Annotated in this window: 19 protein-coding genes and 2 pseudogenes; 13 read left to right on the plus strand and 8 right to left on the minus strand. The window is 69.7% G+C overall.

Features of this window, described 5'->3' with window-relative positions; genetic code table 11:
- Positions 1-11: 11 nt before the first annotated feature.
- A complete protein-coding gene (locus tag EV141_RS09155; protein ID WP_130485643.1) occupies positions 12-323 on the minus strand; it encodes a putative quinol monooxygenase in 312 nt (103 codons plus the stop codon).
- Positions 324-430: 107 nt separating this feature from the next.
- Between EV141_RS09155 and EV141_RS09160 the strand changes: the two genes are divergently transcribed.
- Complete coding sequence (locus tag EV141_RS09160) at positions 431-1372, plus strand: GlxA family transcriptional regulator (protein ID WP_130485644.1); 942 nt, start codon at positions 431-433, stop codon at positions 1370-1372.
- 33 nt (positions 1373-1405) lie between these two features.
- Here EV141_RS09160 and EV141_RS09165 read toward each other — a convergent pair.
- Positions 1406-1675 (minus strand): annotated as a pseudogene (locus EV141_RS09165) (integrase core domain-containing protein); the annotation flags it as partial.
- 69 nt (positions 1676-1744) lie between these two features.
- Here EV141_RS09165 and EV141_RS09170 point away from each other — a divergent pair.
- From EV141_RS09170 to EV141_RS09180, 3 genes and pseudogenes are all read left to right on the plus strand, one after another.
- A pseudogene (locus EV141_RS09170) lies at positions 1745-2922 on the plus strand (IS3 family transposase).
- Between the two features lie 51 nt (positions 2923-2973).
- Positions 2974-3885 carry a pseudouridine-5'-phosphate glycosidase gene (locus tag EV141_RS09175; RefSeq protein WP_130485645.1) on the plus strand — a complete coding sequence of 304 codons (912 nt, stop codon included), beginning with the start codon at positions 2974-2976 and terminating at the stop codon, positions 3883-3885.
- Entirely contained in the window at positions 3882-4802 is a 921-nt protein-coding gene (locus EV141_RS09180) for a carbohydrate kinase family protein (protein ID WP_157985538.1), read from the plus strand. The genes EV141_RS09175 and EV141_RS09180 overlap by 4 nt, the downstream gene beginning before the upstream one ends.
- Here the strand turns inward: EV141_RS09180 and EV141_RS09185 are convergent.
- The 4 genes from EV141_RS09185 to EV141_RS09200 all read right to left on the minus strand — a co-directional run bounded on the left by EV141_RS09185 (position 4750) and on the right by EV141_RS09200 (position 8345).
- Positions 4750-5658 carry an EamA family transporter gene (locus EV141_RS09185; RefSeq protein ID WP_130485647.1) on the minus strand — a complete coding sequence of 303 codons (909 nt, stop codon included), beginning with the start codon at positions 5656-5658 and terminating at the stop codon, positions 4750-4752. The two genes, EV141_RS09180 and EV141_RS09185, sit on opposite strands and share 53 nt — an antisense overlap.
- A gap of 153 nt (positions 5659-5811) precedes the next feature.
- A complete protein-coding gene (locus EV141_RS09190) occupies positions 5812-6249 on the minus strand; it encodes a hypothetical protein (protein ID WP_130485648.1) in 438 nt (145 codons plus the stop codon).
- 193 nt (positions 6250-6442) lie between these two features.
- Complete coding sequence (locus tag EV141_RS09195; RefSeq protein WP_130485649.1) at positions 6443-7819, minus strand: cryptochrome/photolyase family protein; 1377 nt, start codon at positions 7817-7819, stop codon at positions 6443-6445.
- Between the two features lie 88 nt (positions 7820-7907).
- A complete protein-coding gene (locus EV141_RS09200; RefSeq protein WP_130485650.1) occupies positions 7908-8345 on the minus strand; it encodes a MarR family winged helix-turn-helix transcriptional regulator in 438 nt (145 codons plus the stop codon).
- A 313-nt stretch (positions 8346-8658) separates the two neighbouring features.
- On the opposite strand from EV141_RS09200, the gene EV141_RS09205 reads away from it, so the two are divergent.
- From EV141_RS09205 to EV141_RS09235, 7 genes are all read left to right on the plus strand, one after another.
- Positions 8659-9318: a HEAT repeat domain-containing protein gene (locus EV141_RS09205; RefSeq protein WP_130485651.1), complete on the plus strand. Its 660-nt coding sequence runs from the start codon at positions 8659-8661 to the stop codon at positions 9316-9318.
- Positions 9319-9365: 47 nt separating this feature from the next.
- Positions 9366-10340, plus strand: a complete 975-nt coding sequence (locus EV141_RS09210; RefSeq protein WP_130485652.1) for a metal ABC transporter substrate-binding protein — start codon at positions 9366-9368, stop codon at positions 10338-10340.
- Positions 10337-11119 (plus strand): metal ABC transporter ATP-binding protein, encoded by a 783-nt coding sequence (locus tag EV141_RS09215; RefSeq protein ID WP_130485653.1) that lies wholly within the window; start codon positions 10337-10339, stop codon positions 11117-11119. Before EV141_RS09210 ends, EV141_RS09215 begins: the two co-directional genes overlap by 4 nt.
- Positions 11116-11976 carry a metal ABC transporter permease gene (locus EV141_RS09220; protein ID WP_130485654.1) on the plus strand — a complete coding sequence of 287 codons (861 nt, stop codon included), beginning with the start codon at positions 11116-11118 and terminating at the stop codon, positions 11974-11976. The genes EV141_RS09215 and EV141_RS09220 overlap by 4 nt, the downstream gene beginning before the upstream one ends.
- 43 nt (positions 11977-12019) lie before the next feature.
- Positions 12020-12271 carry an addiction module protein gene (locus EV141_RS09225; RefSeq protein WP_130485655.1) on the plus strand — a complete coding sequence of 84 codons (252 nt, stop codon included), beginning with the start codon at positions 12020-12022 and terminating at the stop codon, positions 12269-12271.
- Positions 12268-12582 (plus strand): type II toxin-antitoxin system RelE/ParE family toxin, encoded by a 315-nt coding sequence (locus EV141_RS09230; protein ID WP_130485656.1) that lies wholly within the window; start codon positions 12268-12270, stop codon positions 12580-12582. The genes EV141_RS09225 and EV141_RS09230 overlap by 4 nt, the downstream gene beginning before the upstream one ends.
- A gap of 75 nt (positions 12583-12657) precedes the next feature.
- Positions 12658-13101 (plus strand): DUF1003 domain-containing protein, encoded by a 444-nt coding sequence (locus tag EV141_RS09235; RefSeq protein WP_241969196.1) that lies wholly within the window; start codon positions 12658-12660, stop codon positions 13099-13101.
- Here the strand turns inward: EV141_RS09235 and EV141_RS09240 are convergent.
- The gene (locus EV141_RS09240; protein ID WP_130485657.1) at positions 13098-13790 is read right to left on the minus strand and encodes a winged helix-turn-helix domain-containing protein; all 693 of its coding nucleotides are present in this window, start codon (positions 13788-13790) and stop codon (positions 13098-13100) included. The two genes, EV141_RS09235 and EV141_RS09240, sit on opposite strands and share 4 nt — an antisense overlap.
- A gap of 26 nt (positions 13791-13816) precedes the next feature.
- Between EV141_RS09240 and EV141_RS12515 the strand changes: the two genes are divergently transcribed.
- Entirely contained in the window at positions 13817-13945 is a 129-nt protein-coding gene (locus EV141_RS12515; protein ID WP_260437766.1) for a hypothetical protein, read from the plus strand.
- Positions 13946-14042: 97 nt separating this feature from the next.
- Here EV141_RS12515 and upp read toward each other — a convergent pair whose 3' ends face one another.
- Entirely contained in the window at positions 14043-14678 is a 636-nt protein-coding gene (gene upp, locus EV141_RS09245) for a uracil phosphoribosyltransferase (protein ID WP_130485658.1), read from the minus strand.
- A gap of 25 nt (positions 14679-14703) precedes the next feature.
- Here upp and EV141_RS09250 point away from each other — a divergent pair, with 25 nt between their 5' ends.
- The gene (locus EV141_RS09250; protein WP_241969197.1) at positions 14704-15171 is read left to right on the plus strand and encodes a nucleoside deaminase; all 468 of its coding nucleotides are present in this window, start codon (positions 14704-14706) and stop codon (positions 15169-15171) included.
- The last annotated feature ends 25 nt before the right edge of the window (positions 15172-15196 follow it).

The raw sequence follows: 15196 nt of genomic DNA on the forward strand, positions 1-15196 counted from the left end.
GCGTTGGCGGACTACGGGAGCTTGGACGCGAGGACGTCGGCCGCCAGGATCTCGGGTGCTGCGCCGAGGAGGTGCTGGTTGGCCATCAGGGCTGCGACGATGGCGCCGTTGGCGTGGGCGTCGCGAGCGGCCTCGTCGGGGAATGCATCGAAGATCCAGAAGGTGTCGGCGTGGGTCCTGACCGCGAACCAGACAATCGTTCCTACTTCTTCGTTGGCGAGTGCGACAGCGCCGGCGAGCAGTTCGGCGAGCGCGTCGTGCTGTCCATCGGCCGCGACGATCTTGGCGACGAAGGCATACGGAAGTGATGCGGGTGTGGACATGAGGGACTCTCCTTGACGTCGGGGTTCTTCGTGGGACGAGTTCAGCGTATGACGAGCGCGGGCCGGTGGGGAGTGGCGTATACGGCAGTATTGCTATTGTTTACGTCATGCGTATCGGACTGATCGCGATCGACGGCTGCTTCGGTTCGGCTATCGCGTCGATCATCGACATCGTGCGGGTGGCCGACGGAGCCCGCGGCGATGTCGACCCGCGGATCGACCCGATCGAACTCGCCATCCTCGGACCGAAACGGCGAGTGACCACGACGGCATCGATGACCCTGTCGGTGGACCACCCGCTGTCGGAGTCCGCAGAGTTCGACGTGGTCGTCGTCCCTGCTCTTGGGACCCTTACGGCCGCCGCTACCAACGACGCCCTCCAGAGCCGAGATGCTCGTTCGGTCATCGCCTCGCTCGGGCGCCTCGACGAGGCGACCACCCGGATCGCCGCGGCGTGCACCGGCGTGTTCGCTGTCGCCGAGACCGGACGGATGCATCATCGGCGGGCGACGACCAGCTGGTTCCTGGGGCCGGAGTTCCTGAAGCGCTATCCGACCGTCGCCCTCGATCTCGACACCATGGTCGTGGTCGACGGGAACCTCGTCACCGCCGGCGCCGCGTTCGCCCACATCGACCTCGCGCTCTCACTCGTGCGATCGATCAGCCCCGACCTGGCCCAACATGTCGCCAAGCTCCTCCTCATCGACGAGCGCCCGTCGCAGGCGGCCTTCGTCGCTTACGAACATCTCCGGCACGAGGACCCGATCGTCGTCGAGTTCGAACGCTTCGTGCGCGCCCGCCTGGACGAACCGTTCAACGTCGCCTTCGTCTCGCAGTCGCTCGGCACCAGCCGGCGCACCCTCGAACGACGAGTCCGTGCGGCGCTCAACCTCACTCCGCTCGGCTTCGTCCAACGGCTTCGCATCGAACGAGCTCGGCACCTCTCAGCAACCACGGACCTCACCTCCGCCGAGATCGCGCTACGAGTCGGCTACGCGAACGCCGAGACTCTGCGCTCCCTCCTGCGCAGGGAGCGACGCCGTTCCTGACCTATCGCCATGCCTGTAGCCGGTGTCCTAGCTTTAGTGCCCAGGCAGGTTGTTTAGCCGGCTGATGGGTGGAACCTTGCCGATGGCGGTGTGGGGCCGGTGGTGATTGTAGTGATGCAACCATGCGGGGAGGGCGGCTCTGCGGGCTGATTCGGAGTTGTAGTGCTTCGTGAATGCCCACCCGTCGGCCATGGTCCGGTGGAACCGTTCGATCTTGCCGTTGGTTTGCGGCCGATAGGGGCGGGTCCGTTTCGGCGTGATCCCGAGTTGCCGGCAGGCGTCTCGCCAGGCGTGTGACCGATAGGGCGTGAGGAACGAACTGGTGACAACTGATCGTTAGTGCCGCAGGGCGCTGGCGGGGAGGATGTCATCATGCCCGGTCCCTATCCCAGAGAGTTCCGCGAGGACGTCGTCGCGGTCGCTCGTAGCCGTGAGAGCGGCGTCACCATCAAACAGATCGCCACCGATCTTGGTATCAGTGAGGCGACGCTGCAGAACTGGTTGCGTCAAGCCGATGTCGAGGAAGGCAACCGTCCCGGTCAGACCGCCGCCGATGCCGCGGAGGCCCGGGAGTTAATAAAGCGGATCCGCTTGCTTGAGCAGGAGAACGAGGTGCTGCGACGTGCGGCGGCGTATCTGTCGCAGGCGAATCTGCGCCTCGGTGGCTCCCCAAAATGACGTACCCGCTCGTATCTGAGCTCGCCGATGCGGGGATCCCCGTGACGGTGTCGTGCCGGGTTCTGAAGCTCGCAAGACAGCCCTACTACCGGTGGCGCAACGACCCCGTCCGCGCTGCCGACGTGCTCCGCGCGTATCGGATCAACGCGTTGCATGACGCGCACCACGACGACCCAACGTTCGGTTACCGATACCTCGCCGACGAAGCCCGTCGAGCGGGGTGGCGGATGAGCCGGCGGACGGCGTGGAAGCTGTGCTCGCAGGCCGGGATCCTCTCGTCCGCCCAACGTCGAAGGTGCCGGAAGGGCTAGAAGGCCGGGCCGCCCGTGTTCGACGACCACGTCCAGCGCGTGTTCCGCGCTGATGCACCGAACCGGGTCTGGCTCACGGACATCACGGAGCATTGGACAGGCGAAGGCAAGCTCTATTGCTGCGCGATCAAGGATGTGTTCTCCAACCGGATTGTCGGCTACTCGATCTCCGACCGAATGACCGCGCAGCTCGCCGTCGACGCCGTCCGCAACGCCGTCGCCCGCCGTGGTGAGGTCGCCGGCTGCATCCTGCACGCCGATAGGGGTAGTCAGTTTCGGAGCCGGGCGATGGCCCGCGAGCTGCGCCGCCACGACATGGTCGGATCGATGGGACGCGTCGGCGCCGCAGGGGACAACGCGGCCATGGAGTCGTTCTGGTCACTGCTGCAGACGAACGTGCTCAACCAGCACCGTTGGGGCACACGGCAGGAGCTGCGGCTCGCGATCGTCGTATGGATCGAGCGGAAGTATCACCGTCAGCGCGCGCAGGACACCCTCGGCGGCTTGACGCTCATCGAGTTCGAAGCCAAGCTAACCGAGCCGCTCACACTCGCGGCCTGAACCACACCTGTCACCGATTCGTTCCTCACGCCCCGGCGCTAGGGTGAGCGCGTGACCGCACTGCAGCTCGCACCCGAGGTGGCCGAGGCGCTCGACGCCGGGCGCCCCGTCGTTGCCCTCGAGTCGACCATCATCAGCCACGGCTTGCCGCGGCCGCGCAACCACGAGGCGGCGATCGAGTTCGAGGCGATCCTGCGCGAGCAGGGCGTCACGCCCGCTACGATCGCGGTGCTCGACGGCGTTGCGCAGATCGGCCTCGACGCCGAGGGCGTGCGCCGCATCGCCGAAGACGAGCTGGCCAAGGCCAGCGTGCGTGACTTGGCCGTCCTCGCCGGTCGCGGCGCGAGCGGTGCGACGACGGTCGCGGCGACCGCGCACCTCGCGGCGAAGGCGGGCATCCGCGTCTTCGCGACGGGCGGGCTCGGCGGCGTGCACCGCGGCGCGAGCGAGTCGTTCGACGAGTCGGCCGACCTGTCGATTCTCGCCGAGACGCCCATCACGGTCGTCTCGGCCGGGGTGAAGAGCGTGCTCGACATTGGGGCGACGCTCGAACGGCTCGAGACCTTCTCCATCCCGGTGGTCGGCTTTGGCACCACCGTATTTCCCGCTTTCTGGCTGCGCGAGAGCGCGTTCACGCTCGACTGGTCGGTCGAGACGGCCGACGAGGTCGCCGCGATCATGGCGGCCCACGACGCGCTGGGCCATCGTCAGGGAATCGTCGTGGCGAACCCGATTCCGCGCGAGCAGCAGTGGGACCCGGCCGAGCATGACCGCGTGCTCGCGCAGGCTTTCGCCGCCTCCGATGATGCGGGCGTGCGTGGCAAGGCCGTGACGCCCTTCCTGCTCGGCTACATCGTCGAGGCCTCGCACGGCCGCAGCCTCGAGGTCAACCTTGACCTGGCCCGCAACAACGTGGCGACGGCGGGGCGCATCGCGACCGCCTGGGCGGCGCGACGGCCGTGAGCGACGACGCCCCGCGCATCCTCGTCGTCGGCGACGTCATCAACGACATCGTCGTCTTGCCGTCGGAAGAGTTGCGCCCCGACACCGACACCGCGTCGACCATCATCGCGACGCCCGGCGGTTCGGCCGCGAACACGGCGGCCTGGGTCGGCTGGCACGGCGTGCCCGTCGACTTTGTCGGTCGCGTGGGGGCGGGCGACGCCGAAACTCACCGGCGCATCTTCGCCGAGGCCGGGGTCACGGCACACCTCGCCGAGTCGACCACCCGCGGCACCGGCACGATCGTGATCATCGCCGAGGGCGAGCGGCGCACCATGCTCACCGACCGCGGTGCCAACGACGAGCTCGACCCGGCGAGCGTGACCGACGAACTGCTCGAGCGCGCCAGCGTTCTGCACCTCACGGGCTACGGCCTCGTCAATGCCTTCACGGCCGACGACGTTGCGCGGCTGATTGCGCGCGCCCGCGAGCATGGCGTTAAGGTCTCGCTCGACCCCGGTTCGGTCGGTTTTATCAGCGACTACGGGCCCGCCGCGTTCCGGCGTGCGGTGACCGGTGTTGACCTGCTGCTGCCGAATCTCGCCGAGGCGCGGCTGCTCATCGGCCAGCCCGAGGCGCCGGCCGCGCACGCCGCTGTTGTGCTACTCGACGTGGCACCGCTCGTTATGTTGACCGACGGCGCGCGCGGCGTCATCGTTGCCGAACAGTCGGGGGTCGTGCACGAGATCGCGGTCGACGAGGTGCCGACCGTCGACTCGACGGGCGCGGGCGATGCCTTCGGTGCCGGTGTGCTCGTGGCGTTGGCGACCGGTCAGGATGTTCGCGCGGCCGCCGCTCAGGGCATGCGGGCCGCGGCGATCGCGGTCAGTCGAGCGGGAGGACGACCGCCGGCCGGTCGCGGGACTGCCGCGCGCTGACGACCGCGCCGACACTCGCGACGATCACCGCGGCGACGGCGACGAGTTGCAGTACCGACAGCACCTGCCCGAGCACGACCAGCCCGGCGAGCGCGGCGACCGCGGGCCCGAGGCTCGAGAGCACGCCGAACACCCGGGTCGGCATGGTCTTCAGCGCGATGAATTCGAGCGCGTACGGCACGGCCGACGTCATGAGGGCGATGCCGGCGAAGACCGCGACGAGCGTGGGGTTGGCGACAACAGCATCCGTCGCCTGCGTGGCCCCGAAGGGCGCGACGAAGACGGCCGCGACGACCATGGCGACGGCGAGCGCGTCAACCCCGCGCGGGGCCGGGCGGTCGTCGCTCGTGGCGCCGAGGCGGGCCGAGGCGACGATGTAGAGCGCCCAAAAGGCGGCGGCCGCGGCGGCGTAGAGGGCGCCGTCGAGGGCGAGGGCGCCGCCGCGGTCGATGCCGAGCAGCAGCACGCCGACGGCGGCGAGGGCGACCCAGGCGAGGTCGCGGGCGCGCCGAGTTCCGGCGACGGCGACGGCGAGGGGCCCGAGCAGTTCGATGGTGACGGCGACGCCGATCGGGATGCGTTCGATCGCCAGGTAGATGAGCGCGTTCATGCCGCCGAGGCCCACGCCGAGCAGGAGGACTCCCGCCCAGGTGCGGCGGCTCCAGCCGCGCATGCGGGGCCGAATCACCAGCATCAGGATGCTCGCGGCGAGCACCAAACGCAGGGTCGCCGCCCCGAGACTGCCCACCTCGCTGAAGGTGCCCCCGGCGATGGCGTTTCCGAATTGAACGGAGAGGATCGCCGTGACGGCGAGCGCGACCGGGGTGGCGGGCGTGCGGCGGGTGCGGGGGCTCACTGCCTGAGTATTGCGCACCGGTCGTCGCGTCCGCGTGCGGGGTCGTGCGCACACAAAAAGAACCCCGGTTCCGCCGCCCGAATATCGGCGGAACCGGGGCTCGCACGTCGCGTCGTTCCCCCGAACGACGCTGGAACGGTCGACTTTGCTGTGTTAGTCGACCGAGTCGACGCTCGCCGGCGAGTCAACGCTGGCGGGCGAGGCGACGCTGGCCGGCGAGGCGGGGCTCGCGGGCGACGGCACCGACACGGGGCTGACCGGCGACGGCGCCGACTGCGCCGAAATCGGGCTGATCGGCGACGGCAGCGATACCGGGCTCACCGGCGACTGGGTCGAGACCGGCGAGGGGGTCATCGTGCTGGCGGGTGACGGGGTGACGATCGAGTCGCTCGTGACGCCGAAGGTGACGTCGGCGCTGCCGGTGCCGTTGCCCTTCACGTCGGCGGCGTCGGCGCGGTCGCCGGTGCCGGTGCCGGTGAACAGCGGAATCGCGCTGGCGGCCGTGGCGGCGCCACCGGCGAGAACGCCGAGGCTGAGGGCGCTCGCGGCGCCGATCGCGACCCAGTTCTTGGGGTTCAGGGTGGGTGCCATGGTGGTACTCCTTGCCTTGCTGTGTGAAGCGACCGACCCGAGCGGTCGTTCGCGATGTGACTACTCTCGGCGCGGCCGATGAGACGACAAGGAGGTGTGCGTGAGTGCTCTCTCATTCTCGGCGCGAACTTCATGAGGGCTCTCTCACGCACGATCGCCGGATGCGCGGCGCGGGTTCACGCGCCCCTCGCGATTACGAGGCGCGCGCCTTCGCCGCCTTGACCGCCTCATACCCGTCGAGCGCCGCCTGCCGCGACTCCTTGAGATCGACCATCGGCGCGGGGTAGTCGTCCGTGCCCTCGTCGGGTACCCACTTCGCCACGTACTCGTTGCGCGGGTCAAACTTCTGCGCCTGCAGCACCGGATTAAACACGCGGAAGTACGGCGCCGCATCCGCCCCCGATCCTGCGACCCACTGCCACGAGGCGGCGTTCGACGCCTCGTCGGCGTCGACGAGCGTGTCCCAGAACCACTCCTCGCCCGCGCGCCAGTCGATCTGGAGGTTCTTCGTCAGGAAGCTGGCGGTGATCATGCGAACGCGGTTGTGCATCCAGCCGATGTGCCAGAGCTGGCGCATGCCCGCGTCGACGATCGGAATGCCGGTGCGGCCTTTCTGCCAGCGCTCAAGGCCGGCGGTTGCGGGGTCGTTCCACGGGTAGGCGTCGAACTCGCGGCGGTAGTTGACGGTGGCGAGGTCGGGGTGGTGAAAGAGCAGGTGGTACGAGAACTCGCGCCACCCGATCTCGCTCAAGAATTTCGCGTGGTTTTTCGCGGCGAGGCCCGAGAGCCCGTCGCGCAGCCGGTGCCACACCTCGAACGGGCTGACCTCGCCGAAGCGCAGGTGGGGGCTCAGCTGGCTGGTGGCGTCGAGGCCGGGCTCGTCGCGGCGGTGATAGTCGGCGAGGCGCACCTTGACGAGTTGCTCCAGCCGCTCGTGGGCACCAACTGAGCCGGGCGTCCACTCGTCGCGCATGCCGCCCGCCCAGTCGGGCGTCGTCGGCAGCAGCCCCCAGTCGTCGAGGCTGTCGCCGTCAACGCGGCGACCCGGGATGCTCGTGGGCGCGTCGAGAGGCGCCCGCGGTTCGTCGCGCGCGAGACACGACTTCCAGAACGGCGTGAACACTCCGTAGGGCCCGCCCGAGCCGGTCTTCACCGTCCACGGTTCGAACAGCAGGTTGGCGGCGTGGCTGACCGCCTCGATGTCGCGATCTTTCAGCGCGGACTTGAGGCGCGCATCCACCTCGCGGGCTTTTCCGTAGCGGCGATTCCAGTGCACGGCGTCGCCGCCGGTCTCGTCGACGAGCCCCATGACGACCTTCTCGGCGGGGCCGCGGCGCAGGGTGAGCGAAGCGCCGAGCACGTCGAGCTCGGTGGCGAGGGCGGTGAGGCTGTGGTGCAGCCACCAGCGGCTGGCCGCGCCGATCGGCCGCACCTCGGGGCTCTCGTCGTCGAGCACGTACACGACCACGACGTCGCGGCCGCGCTCGACGGCGGCGGTCAGGGCGGGGTTGTCGGCGACCCGCAGGTCGTCGCGCAACCAGACAATGGTCGGGGAGCTCTCAGCGGCCATGCCGAGAACGTTAGGGCGACAGCCCGAAAGAAAGCCCCGACTGCGGGTGCGATCTCAGGACGCTGAGGCGCCCGCAGTGTGCGGATGCTCAGGCGCTCGCGTCGCGCAACTTCCGACACAGCGCGGTCAGTTGCGCCAACTCGTCGGGCTCGAGTGCGCCGCCCACGCGACGCGCAATCGAGTCGGCGTGCGCGACGGCCACGCGGCGAAAGAGGGCGTAGCCAGAGTCGGTGAGCGTGACGATGGTGCCCCGCGCATCCTTCGGGTCGGTCTGCTTGGTGACGAGCGCGCGGCTGGTCAACCGGTCGATGAGGCGGCTAACGCTCGGCTGGCTGAGCAGCAGGTGGGGGATCAGGTCGCGGATGCGCATGCTGCGCTCGGGTGCGCGGCTCAGGTTGAAGAGCACGTCGTACTCGGTGAACGAGATCTCGGTCGTCGGGAACTCGGCGCTCAGCTGGCGCAGCACCGAGACCTGGGCGCGGAAGAGCGCTTCCCACGCATCCACGGCAACCGACTTGTCCACCATGGGCTAACTCTATTCACCCGCATGGGTAAGCGCGATCGTCGGGCGTCACGAACTGCCGTTAACGTGATTGAGGCCCGACCGTTGAGGCAAACGGTCGGGCCTCTCCCTTGCACCAAGAGTGTCCTGCAATCACATGTTGCGTCCCTCGCCACAGCAAACGATAGACGCTGAGATCAATGTATAACGACGAGGTAACGGTGTCTAGTTGCAGAATCGTTATTTTTTGATGAATCTGCTGAAAGCGGATGCGCACCTCCGATATCGACGAACTCGCGTCGACGTCGGGTTCAGACGACCCCGCGATGATGGGGCTATGCCCTCCGTTCCGGCCGACCCCGCCGCCGCCCGCCTCGCCGAGGCGCTCGCCGCGCCCGCCGCATCGACCCGCCAGCAGGCCGCGCTCACCGCCGGCACGCACCCGCGCGACTCCTACGTGCCGGTGCTTGTCGCCCAGTGCGCGATCGACACCGACCTCACCGTGCGCGAGACGCTCACGTGGGCGCTGCTGCGCCAGGACCCCGATGTCTCGCTCCCGGCCCTCACCGCCGAACTCGCCTCATCGAATCCGCAGGCGCAGAGCCAGGCGCTGCACACTCTGTCGAAGATCGGCGACGGCCGAGCCTGGCCGTCAATCACCCCCGAGCTGATCGACAACCCCGATCTCGGCGTTGCCCGCACCGCCTGGCGTGCGGCCAGTCGGCTCGCCCCCGAGGGCGAGCGAGCCGCCCTCGCCGAGACGCTCACCACGCACCTCGGCGTCGGAGACTGGCCCGTGCAACGCGCCCTCACCGACGCGCTGCTCTACCTGGGTGAAGCCGCAGTCCCGGCGCTCGCGGATGCGGCTCAGGCTCCCGACCCGCACGCGCGCGCCCACGCCCTCGCGACGACAGCGATGGGCGCCGAAGACTCCCTGGGCTTCGACGTCGCGATCGAAACCGCCCTCCGGCAGGTCAGCAACGCGCCCCGCGCCTGAGCAACGGCCGATCGCGCACTCAGCGTCGCTCGAGTACATTTTTCGGTGTGCCGAAAAATCAGCGTCGGATTCTCGCGGTCGCGACCGCCGCGCTCGTCGCGCTGGCGGGCGGGTGCGCTCCGGGCGGTGCATCCGAAACGAGCGCGGACGACGCGGGCACAGCATCCACTGCCCCTGACGGCAGCGAGCGGCCGCTCGTGCTCACGACCTTCACCGTCATCGCCGACATGGTGCGCGAAGTCGCGGGCGACCGCGTCGAGGTGCGGTCGGTGACCCGTCCCGGCGCCGAGATTCACGGCTACGAGCCGACACCCGGCGACCTGCGGCAGGCCCGCGGCGCCGACCTCGTGTTTGAGAACGGCCTCGGCCTCGAGGCCTGGTTCGCCCAGTTCATCGCCGACGTCGACGCTCCCGCTGTCACCCTCAGCGACGGCCTCGACCCCGTCCCGATCGCCGGTACCTCCGAGGCGAACCCCCACGCGTGGATGTCTCCGCTCGCCGGCCAGCACTACGTCAAGCGCATCGCCGACGCTCTCACCGAGCTCGACCCCGCGGGCGCCGAGCACTACGCCGAGCGCGCCGCCGCCTACTCGGCCGAACTCGACGCCGTTGCCGCCGACCTTGCCACGGCTCTCGACGCGGTGCCGCCCGCCGAACGCGTGCTCGTCAGCTGCGAGGGAGCCTTCTCGTACCTCGCCCGCGACCTGGGCCTCGACGAGGCCTACCTCTGGCCCGTTAACGCCGACCAGCAGGCCACCCCGCGCCGTGTCGCCGCCGTCATCGACACCGTGCGCGAGCGCGATGTGCCGGCCGTCTTCTGCGAGTCGACCGTGTCGAACGAGCCCATGCTGCAGGTCGTCGCCGACACCGGCAGCCGCTACGGCGGCACGCTCTACGTAGACTCGCTCTCCGAGGCAGGTGGGCCTGTGCCCAGCTACCTCGCCCTGCTGCGGCACGCGGCTGACACGATCGCGGCGGGCCTCACCGGAACAGCCCCGACCGAAACGGGGCCGGCCTCGTGAGCGCGACCGCGAGCATCCGCCTCGACGCGGTGACGGTGCGCTACGGCGCCGTGACCGCCCTCGACGACGTCACCGTCGCGATCGCGCCGGGCGCCGTCACGGCACTGGTTGGGATGAACGGGGCCGGCAAATCGACGCTCTTCGGCGCCATCACGGGTCGCCTCCGCCCCCACACGGGCCGCGTCGAGGTGCTCGGTGGCACCGCCGACGCCGCGCGCCGCGCTGGACGCGTTACCGTCATGCCCCAGACCGACGGGGTCGACGCCGACTTCCCGCTCACCGTCGCCGACGTTGTCGCGCAGGGCCGGTACGGGCGCCTCGGGCTCACCCGCCGCCTGAAGCCCGCCGACCGCGCCGCCGTCACCGACGCGCTCGCCCGCGTGCAGCTGAGCGAGCTGGCCGAGCGGCCGATCGGGGCACTGTCGGGCGGTCAGCGCCGCCGCGCGTTCGTCGCCCGGGCCCTCGCGCAAGAGGCCGACGTGCTGCTGCTCGACGAGCCGTACGCCGGGGTCGACGTCGTCAGCGAGCAGCTCATCGCCGACGTGCTCGCCGAGCGCGCCGCCGCCGGCGCGACAGTGCTCGTGTCGACGCACGACCTCGCGACCCTCGGCGACCGCGCGCACCGCGTCGTGCTGCTCGCCCGCCGCATCGTCGCCGACGGCCCGCCCGCCGAGGTGCTCGCGCCCGAGGTGCTGGCCCGCGCGTTCGGTCTACCGCCCGCGAGCGGCGCGCAACCCGATGCACGACCCGCCGCCGACCCGGGGGAGGGTCGCTCATGAGCCCCCTCGACCTGATCCTCGAACCGTTCACCTACGAGTTCATGCTGCGTGCCCTCGCCGCCACGACGATCGCCGCCGTCGTGTGCGCGGTTCTGAGCTGCTGGCTCGTGCTCATCGGCTGGTCCCTCATGGGCGACGCGGTCGCGCACGCAGTACTGCCGGGCGTCGTGCTGGCCTACCTCGTCGGAGCCCCCTTCGCCGTCGGCGCCCTCGTCTTCGGCCTGCTCGCCGTGCTGCTGATCGGCGTCGTGCGCGACACCTCGCGCGTCAAGGAGGATGCCGCGATCGGCATCGTCTTCACGAGCCTGTTCGCGCTCGGCATCGTGCTCGTCTCGGTCGTGCCGAGCCAGATCGACCTCGGCCACATCGTGTTCGGCAACATCCTCGGCGTCGGCCCCGCCGACCTCGTGCAGATCGCCGTCATTGGCGCCGTCGCCCTCGCCCTGCTCATCGTGAAACGCCGCGACCTCACGCTCTTCGCGTTCGACCCGGCACACGCCCATTCGATCGGCCTGTCGCCCCGCCGCCTCTCGGCCCTGCTGCTCGGCCTCCTCGCCCTCACCGCCGTCGTCGGCCTGCAGATCGTCGGCGTCGTGCTCGTCGTCGCCCTGCTTATCATCCCCGGAGCCACCGCGCGCCTGCTCACCGACCGCATCCAGCGGATGCTCGTCATCGCCCCGCTCATCGCAGCCGCTTCCAGCCTCGTCGGCGTCGCCGCGAGCTACTACCTCGACGTCGCCTCCGGCGGCGCCGTGGTCGTCGTCAACGCGATCGTGTTCTTCGCCGTCTACCTGCTTCACCCGAGGCGGGGTCTTGCCGCGCGCATCCGCCGCCCGCGAGCGTCGGCGGCCTCGTGACACGAGCAGCGCGATTGTCGGAGGAGCGGCGTACACTCCCCGCATGAACCCGAAGCTGACTGACTACGTCGAGGCGGGCTATGCGCTGACGCCCGAGCAGCGCCTCGAGGCAGCACGGCTTCTGCGCCTGAGCGTCGACCGCGATATCGACGCCGATCAGAGTGCGATCGACGCTGCGTGGGACGACGAGATCGCTCGGCGGCTTTCCGACACAATCGAGAACCGCGTTGAGCTGCTCGACGGCCCCGCCCAACTCCAGCAACTCCGCGCTGAAATCGCCGCGCGTCGCGCGTGAGCCGCTCGTGGCGGCAGCACCCGGCTGCTGCTGCCGAACTTCGCGACGCTGTGCTCTACCTCGAAGAGGTGCGTGAAGGACTCGGCGAACGGTTCCTTGATGCGGTCGACACCGCGCTGCGGTCGATCATTGACGATCCGGAAGCGTGGTCCATTCATCGGGGCCGCGCCCGTATACCTGCCGTCCGCACCAGGAGTGTCTCGGGCTTCCGCTACGACATCAAGTACGTCGTCGTCGCTGACGCGATCATCGTTCTCGCGTTCGCGCACGAGCGTCGTCGACCCGGCTATTGGGCCGACCGTCTCGGTTAGTCGCTTCGCCGTCTACCTGCTGCGCCCGACCCGGGGTCTTGCTGCGCGCATCCGCCGCCCCCTAGCGTCAGCCACATGACGCGTCCCCTCATCAACTGGCACACCCGCACCACCAGCGACCGTACGCTCGGGCAACGCTCTGCCGATGTGCTGCGCAACGGCATGGGCAGCTGGCCCTTCGTGTTCGCGTTTCTCGCCTTCATGAGCGTGTGGGCGGCCGTGCAGTCGACGGAGATCCGCTGGGACCCGTACCCGTTCATCCTGCTGAACCTGTTCCTCAGCATGCTCGCCGGGCTGCAGGGCGCCATCCTTCTGATCGCCGCGAAGCGCCAAGACGCGATCTCGGCCTCACTCGCGCAACACGACTACGAGACGAACGTCGCGGCGGCGCGCGAGATCGAGCAGTTGCTCGACATCAACCGGCGCCAGCTCGAATTGCTCGAGCACCTCGTCGCCGAACGCGACGGCCGTGACCGGCGCGACGAACGCACCGACGGTGACGGCGGCCCGACCGCCTAGAACGTGTCGGGCGACGGCGTCGACGCGTAGCGAATCGTCACGTCGGCGTGCCGGTCGAAGCGGTACCCCGCGCCCCGCACGGTGCGCACGATCTCTTCGTACGCGCCGAGCTTCGCGCGCAGACGCCGCACGTGCACGTCGATGGTGCGCTCGTTCGGCACCTCGCCCTCGTGCTCGACGCCCTCAGCCCAGAGCGCCGAGATGAGCTCGTGTCGGTCGATCGTGCGGCCCTCGCGCAGCACCAGGTACTGCAGCAGTTCGAACTCTTTGTAGGTGAGCTGGGCGGTTTCACCGTCGAGCACGACGCGCTTGCGCGAGATGTCGACGATGACGCCCTCGTCGGTGGGCGTCTTCTCGGTCTCACCGCGGTAGCGCGACAGGGCAGCCGGGTCTTGCATGGCGAGGCGCACGACCTCGAGGTCGCGCCCGCCCGCACCGACGGGCGCGAGGGCGACGGCAGCGTGCGTCTCGGCCGCGGGGGCCAGCTCGCTGGTCACCTTCTTCAGCTCGGTGACGAGACGGCCGAGGTCGATGCCGGCGGCCGCGGCCTTCTTCTCGTCGAGGCCGACGTAGAGCACGAAGCCGCGGGGCTCGGTCTGCGGGGGTTGCGCGGCGAGACGGCGCTGCGGGTTGACCCCGGGCGCGGTCGCGGCAGGACCCGAGGTGGGGGGAGTGGGTACGAAACTCATGGTCGAATGCGTCCTTGAAAATTGTGATGGATGCGCGCCTCCACGAAGCGGGGCGCGCCGGATCTCATCAGGAGCACATTCGACAGCTGGGGCTGACCGCCGAGCGCATCATCATGCGCGCGCTCGTCCCGGCCGAAGCGGCAGAACGGGCGTGAGCGGGCGCGGTCATAGCCCTGAGTATTTCGCTCGGGCGAGCAGAGCGTCAAGTTGCGTCGGTCACGCTCCGCAACCAATGCCGGGGCAGCGCGACCGTTATCCCGCAGTGCCGTACAGCCGGTCGCCCGCGTCGCCGAGGCCCGGCACGATGTAGCCGTGCTCGTTGAGCCGCTCGTCGAGCGCCCCGAGCACGAGCGTCACGTCGTGCCCCTCGACGGCCTTCTCGACCGCGGCGACGCCCTCGGGGGCGCCGAGGATGCACACCGCCGTGACGTCTTGAGCGCCCCGCTCGAAGAGGTACTGAATCGCCGACAGCAGCGAGCCACCCGTGGCGAGCATGGGGTCGAGCACGAAGCACTGGCGGTTCGACAGGTCGTCGGGCAGGCGTTCGGCGTACACGCTCGGCTCGAGCGTCTCTTCGTTGCGCACCATGCCCAGGAAGCCGACCTCGGCGCTCGGCATCAGCGCCGTCATGCCCTCGAGCATGCCGAGACCCGCCCGCAGAATCGGCACGATGAGCGGCCGCGGCTCACTGATAGCGAGGCCCACCGTCTCGGCGACGGGGGTCTGGATCGTGACCTCGTGCGTACGCACGTGCCGCGTCGCCTCGTAGGCGAGCAGGGTGACGAGCTCGCTTGTCAGGGCCCGGAAGGTCGGCGACGGGGTCGCCACGTCGCGGAGAACCGTGAGCTTGTGGGTGATCAGAGGGTGGTCCGCAACGTGCACTCGCATAGGCTCAATCTAACGGAGGTGGCCCATGACCGCGGTGCCCGAGCCCGACCGGCTGGCGATGCGCGAGGCGCTCGCCGAGGCGCACGCGGCCCTGGCGACCGGTGACGTTCCCGTCGGGGCCGTCGTGATCGACGCGAGTGGGCGCATCCAAGGTCGAGGGCGCAACGAGCGCGAGGCGACGAACGACCCGACCGCGCACGCCGAGGTGGTCGCCCTGCGCGAGGCGGCCACAGCGATCGGCGACTGGCAGCTGACCGGATGCACGCTCGTCGTCACGCTCGAACCGTGCGTTCTCTGCGCCGGCGCGATTCTCGCCGCGCGCGTTCCGCGCGTCGTCTTCGGCGCCTTCGACGACAAGGCGGGCGCCGCGGGAGGCGTCGTCGACCTGCTCCGCGAGCGCCGCTTGCCGTTCCGCGTCGACGAAGTCGTCGGCGGTGTCATGGCCGACGAGTCGGCAGCGTTGCTCAGAGAGTTCTTCGACGCGCGACGCTGACCCGAAAGCCGGCGCCGCGCATCCT

The organism is Microcella putealis (assembly GCF_004216575.1).
In the GTDB taxonomy this organism is placed as follows: domain Bacteria; phylum Actinomycetota; class Actinomycetes; order Actinomycetales; family Microbacteriaceae; genus Microcella; species Microcella putealis.

Excerpts from the sequence above, each read along its gene's own strand:
- EV141_RS09235 (WP_241969196.1), top strand. The coding sequence starts at position 12,658 with ATGACGCGTCCCCTCATCAACTGGCACACCCGCACCACCAGCGACCGT.
- EV141_RS09205 (WP_130485651.1), top strand. The coding sequence starts at position 8,659 with ATGCCCTCCGTTCCGGCCGACCCCGCCGCCGCCCGCCTCGCCGAGGCG.
- EV141_RS09195 (WP_130485649.1), bottom strand. The coding sequence starts at position 7,819 with ATGGCCGCTGAGAGCTCCCCGACCATTGTCTGGTTGCGCGACGACCTG.
- EV141_RS09220 (WP_130485654.1), top strand. The coding sequence starts at position 11,116 with ATGAGCCCCCTCGACCTGATCCTCGAACCGTTCACCTACGAGTTCATG.
- EV141_RS09250 (WP_241969197.1), top strand. The coding sequence starts at position 14,704 with ATGACCGCGGTGCCCGAGCCCGACCGGCTGGCGATGCGCGAGGCGCTC.
- EV141_RS09240 (WP_130485657.1), bottom strand. The coding sequence starts at position 13,790 with ATGAGTTTCGTACCCACTCCCCCCACCTCGGGTCCTGCCGCGACCGCG.
- EV141_RS09200 (WP_130485650.1), bottom strand. The coding sequence starts at position 8,345 with ATGGTGGACAAGTCGGTTGCCGTGGATGCGTGGGAAGCGCTCTTCCGC.
- EV141_RS09190 (WP_130485648.1), bottom strand. The coding sequence starts at position 6,249 with ATGGCACCCACCCTGAACCCCAAGAACTGGGTCGCGATCGGCGCCGCG.
- EV141_RS09225 (WP_130485655.1), top strand. The coding sequence starts at position 12,020 with ATGAACCCGAAGCTGACTGACTACGTCGAGGCGGGCTATGCGCTGACG.
- upp (WP_130485658.1), bottom strand. The coding sequence starts at position 14,678 with ATGCGAGTGCACGTTGCGGACCACCCTCTGATCACCCACAAGCTCACG.
- EV141_RS09160 (WP_130485644.1), top strand. The coding sequence starts at position 431 with ATGCGTATCGGACTGATCGCGATCGACGGCTGCTTCGGTTCGGCTATC.
- EV141_RS09155 (WP_130485643.1), bottom strand. The coding sequence starts at position 323 with ATGTCCACACCCGCATCACTTCCGTATGCCTTCGTCGCCAAGATCGTC.
- EV141_RS12515 (WP_260437766.1), top strand. The coding sequence starts at position 13,817 with ATGGATGCGCGCCTCCACGAAGCGGGGCGCGCCGGATCTCATCAGGAG.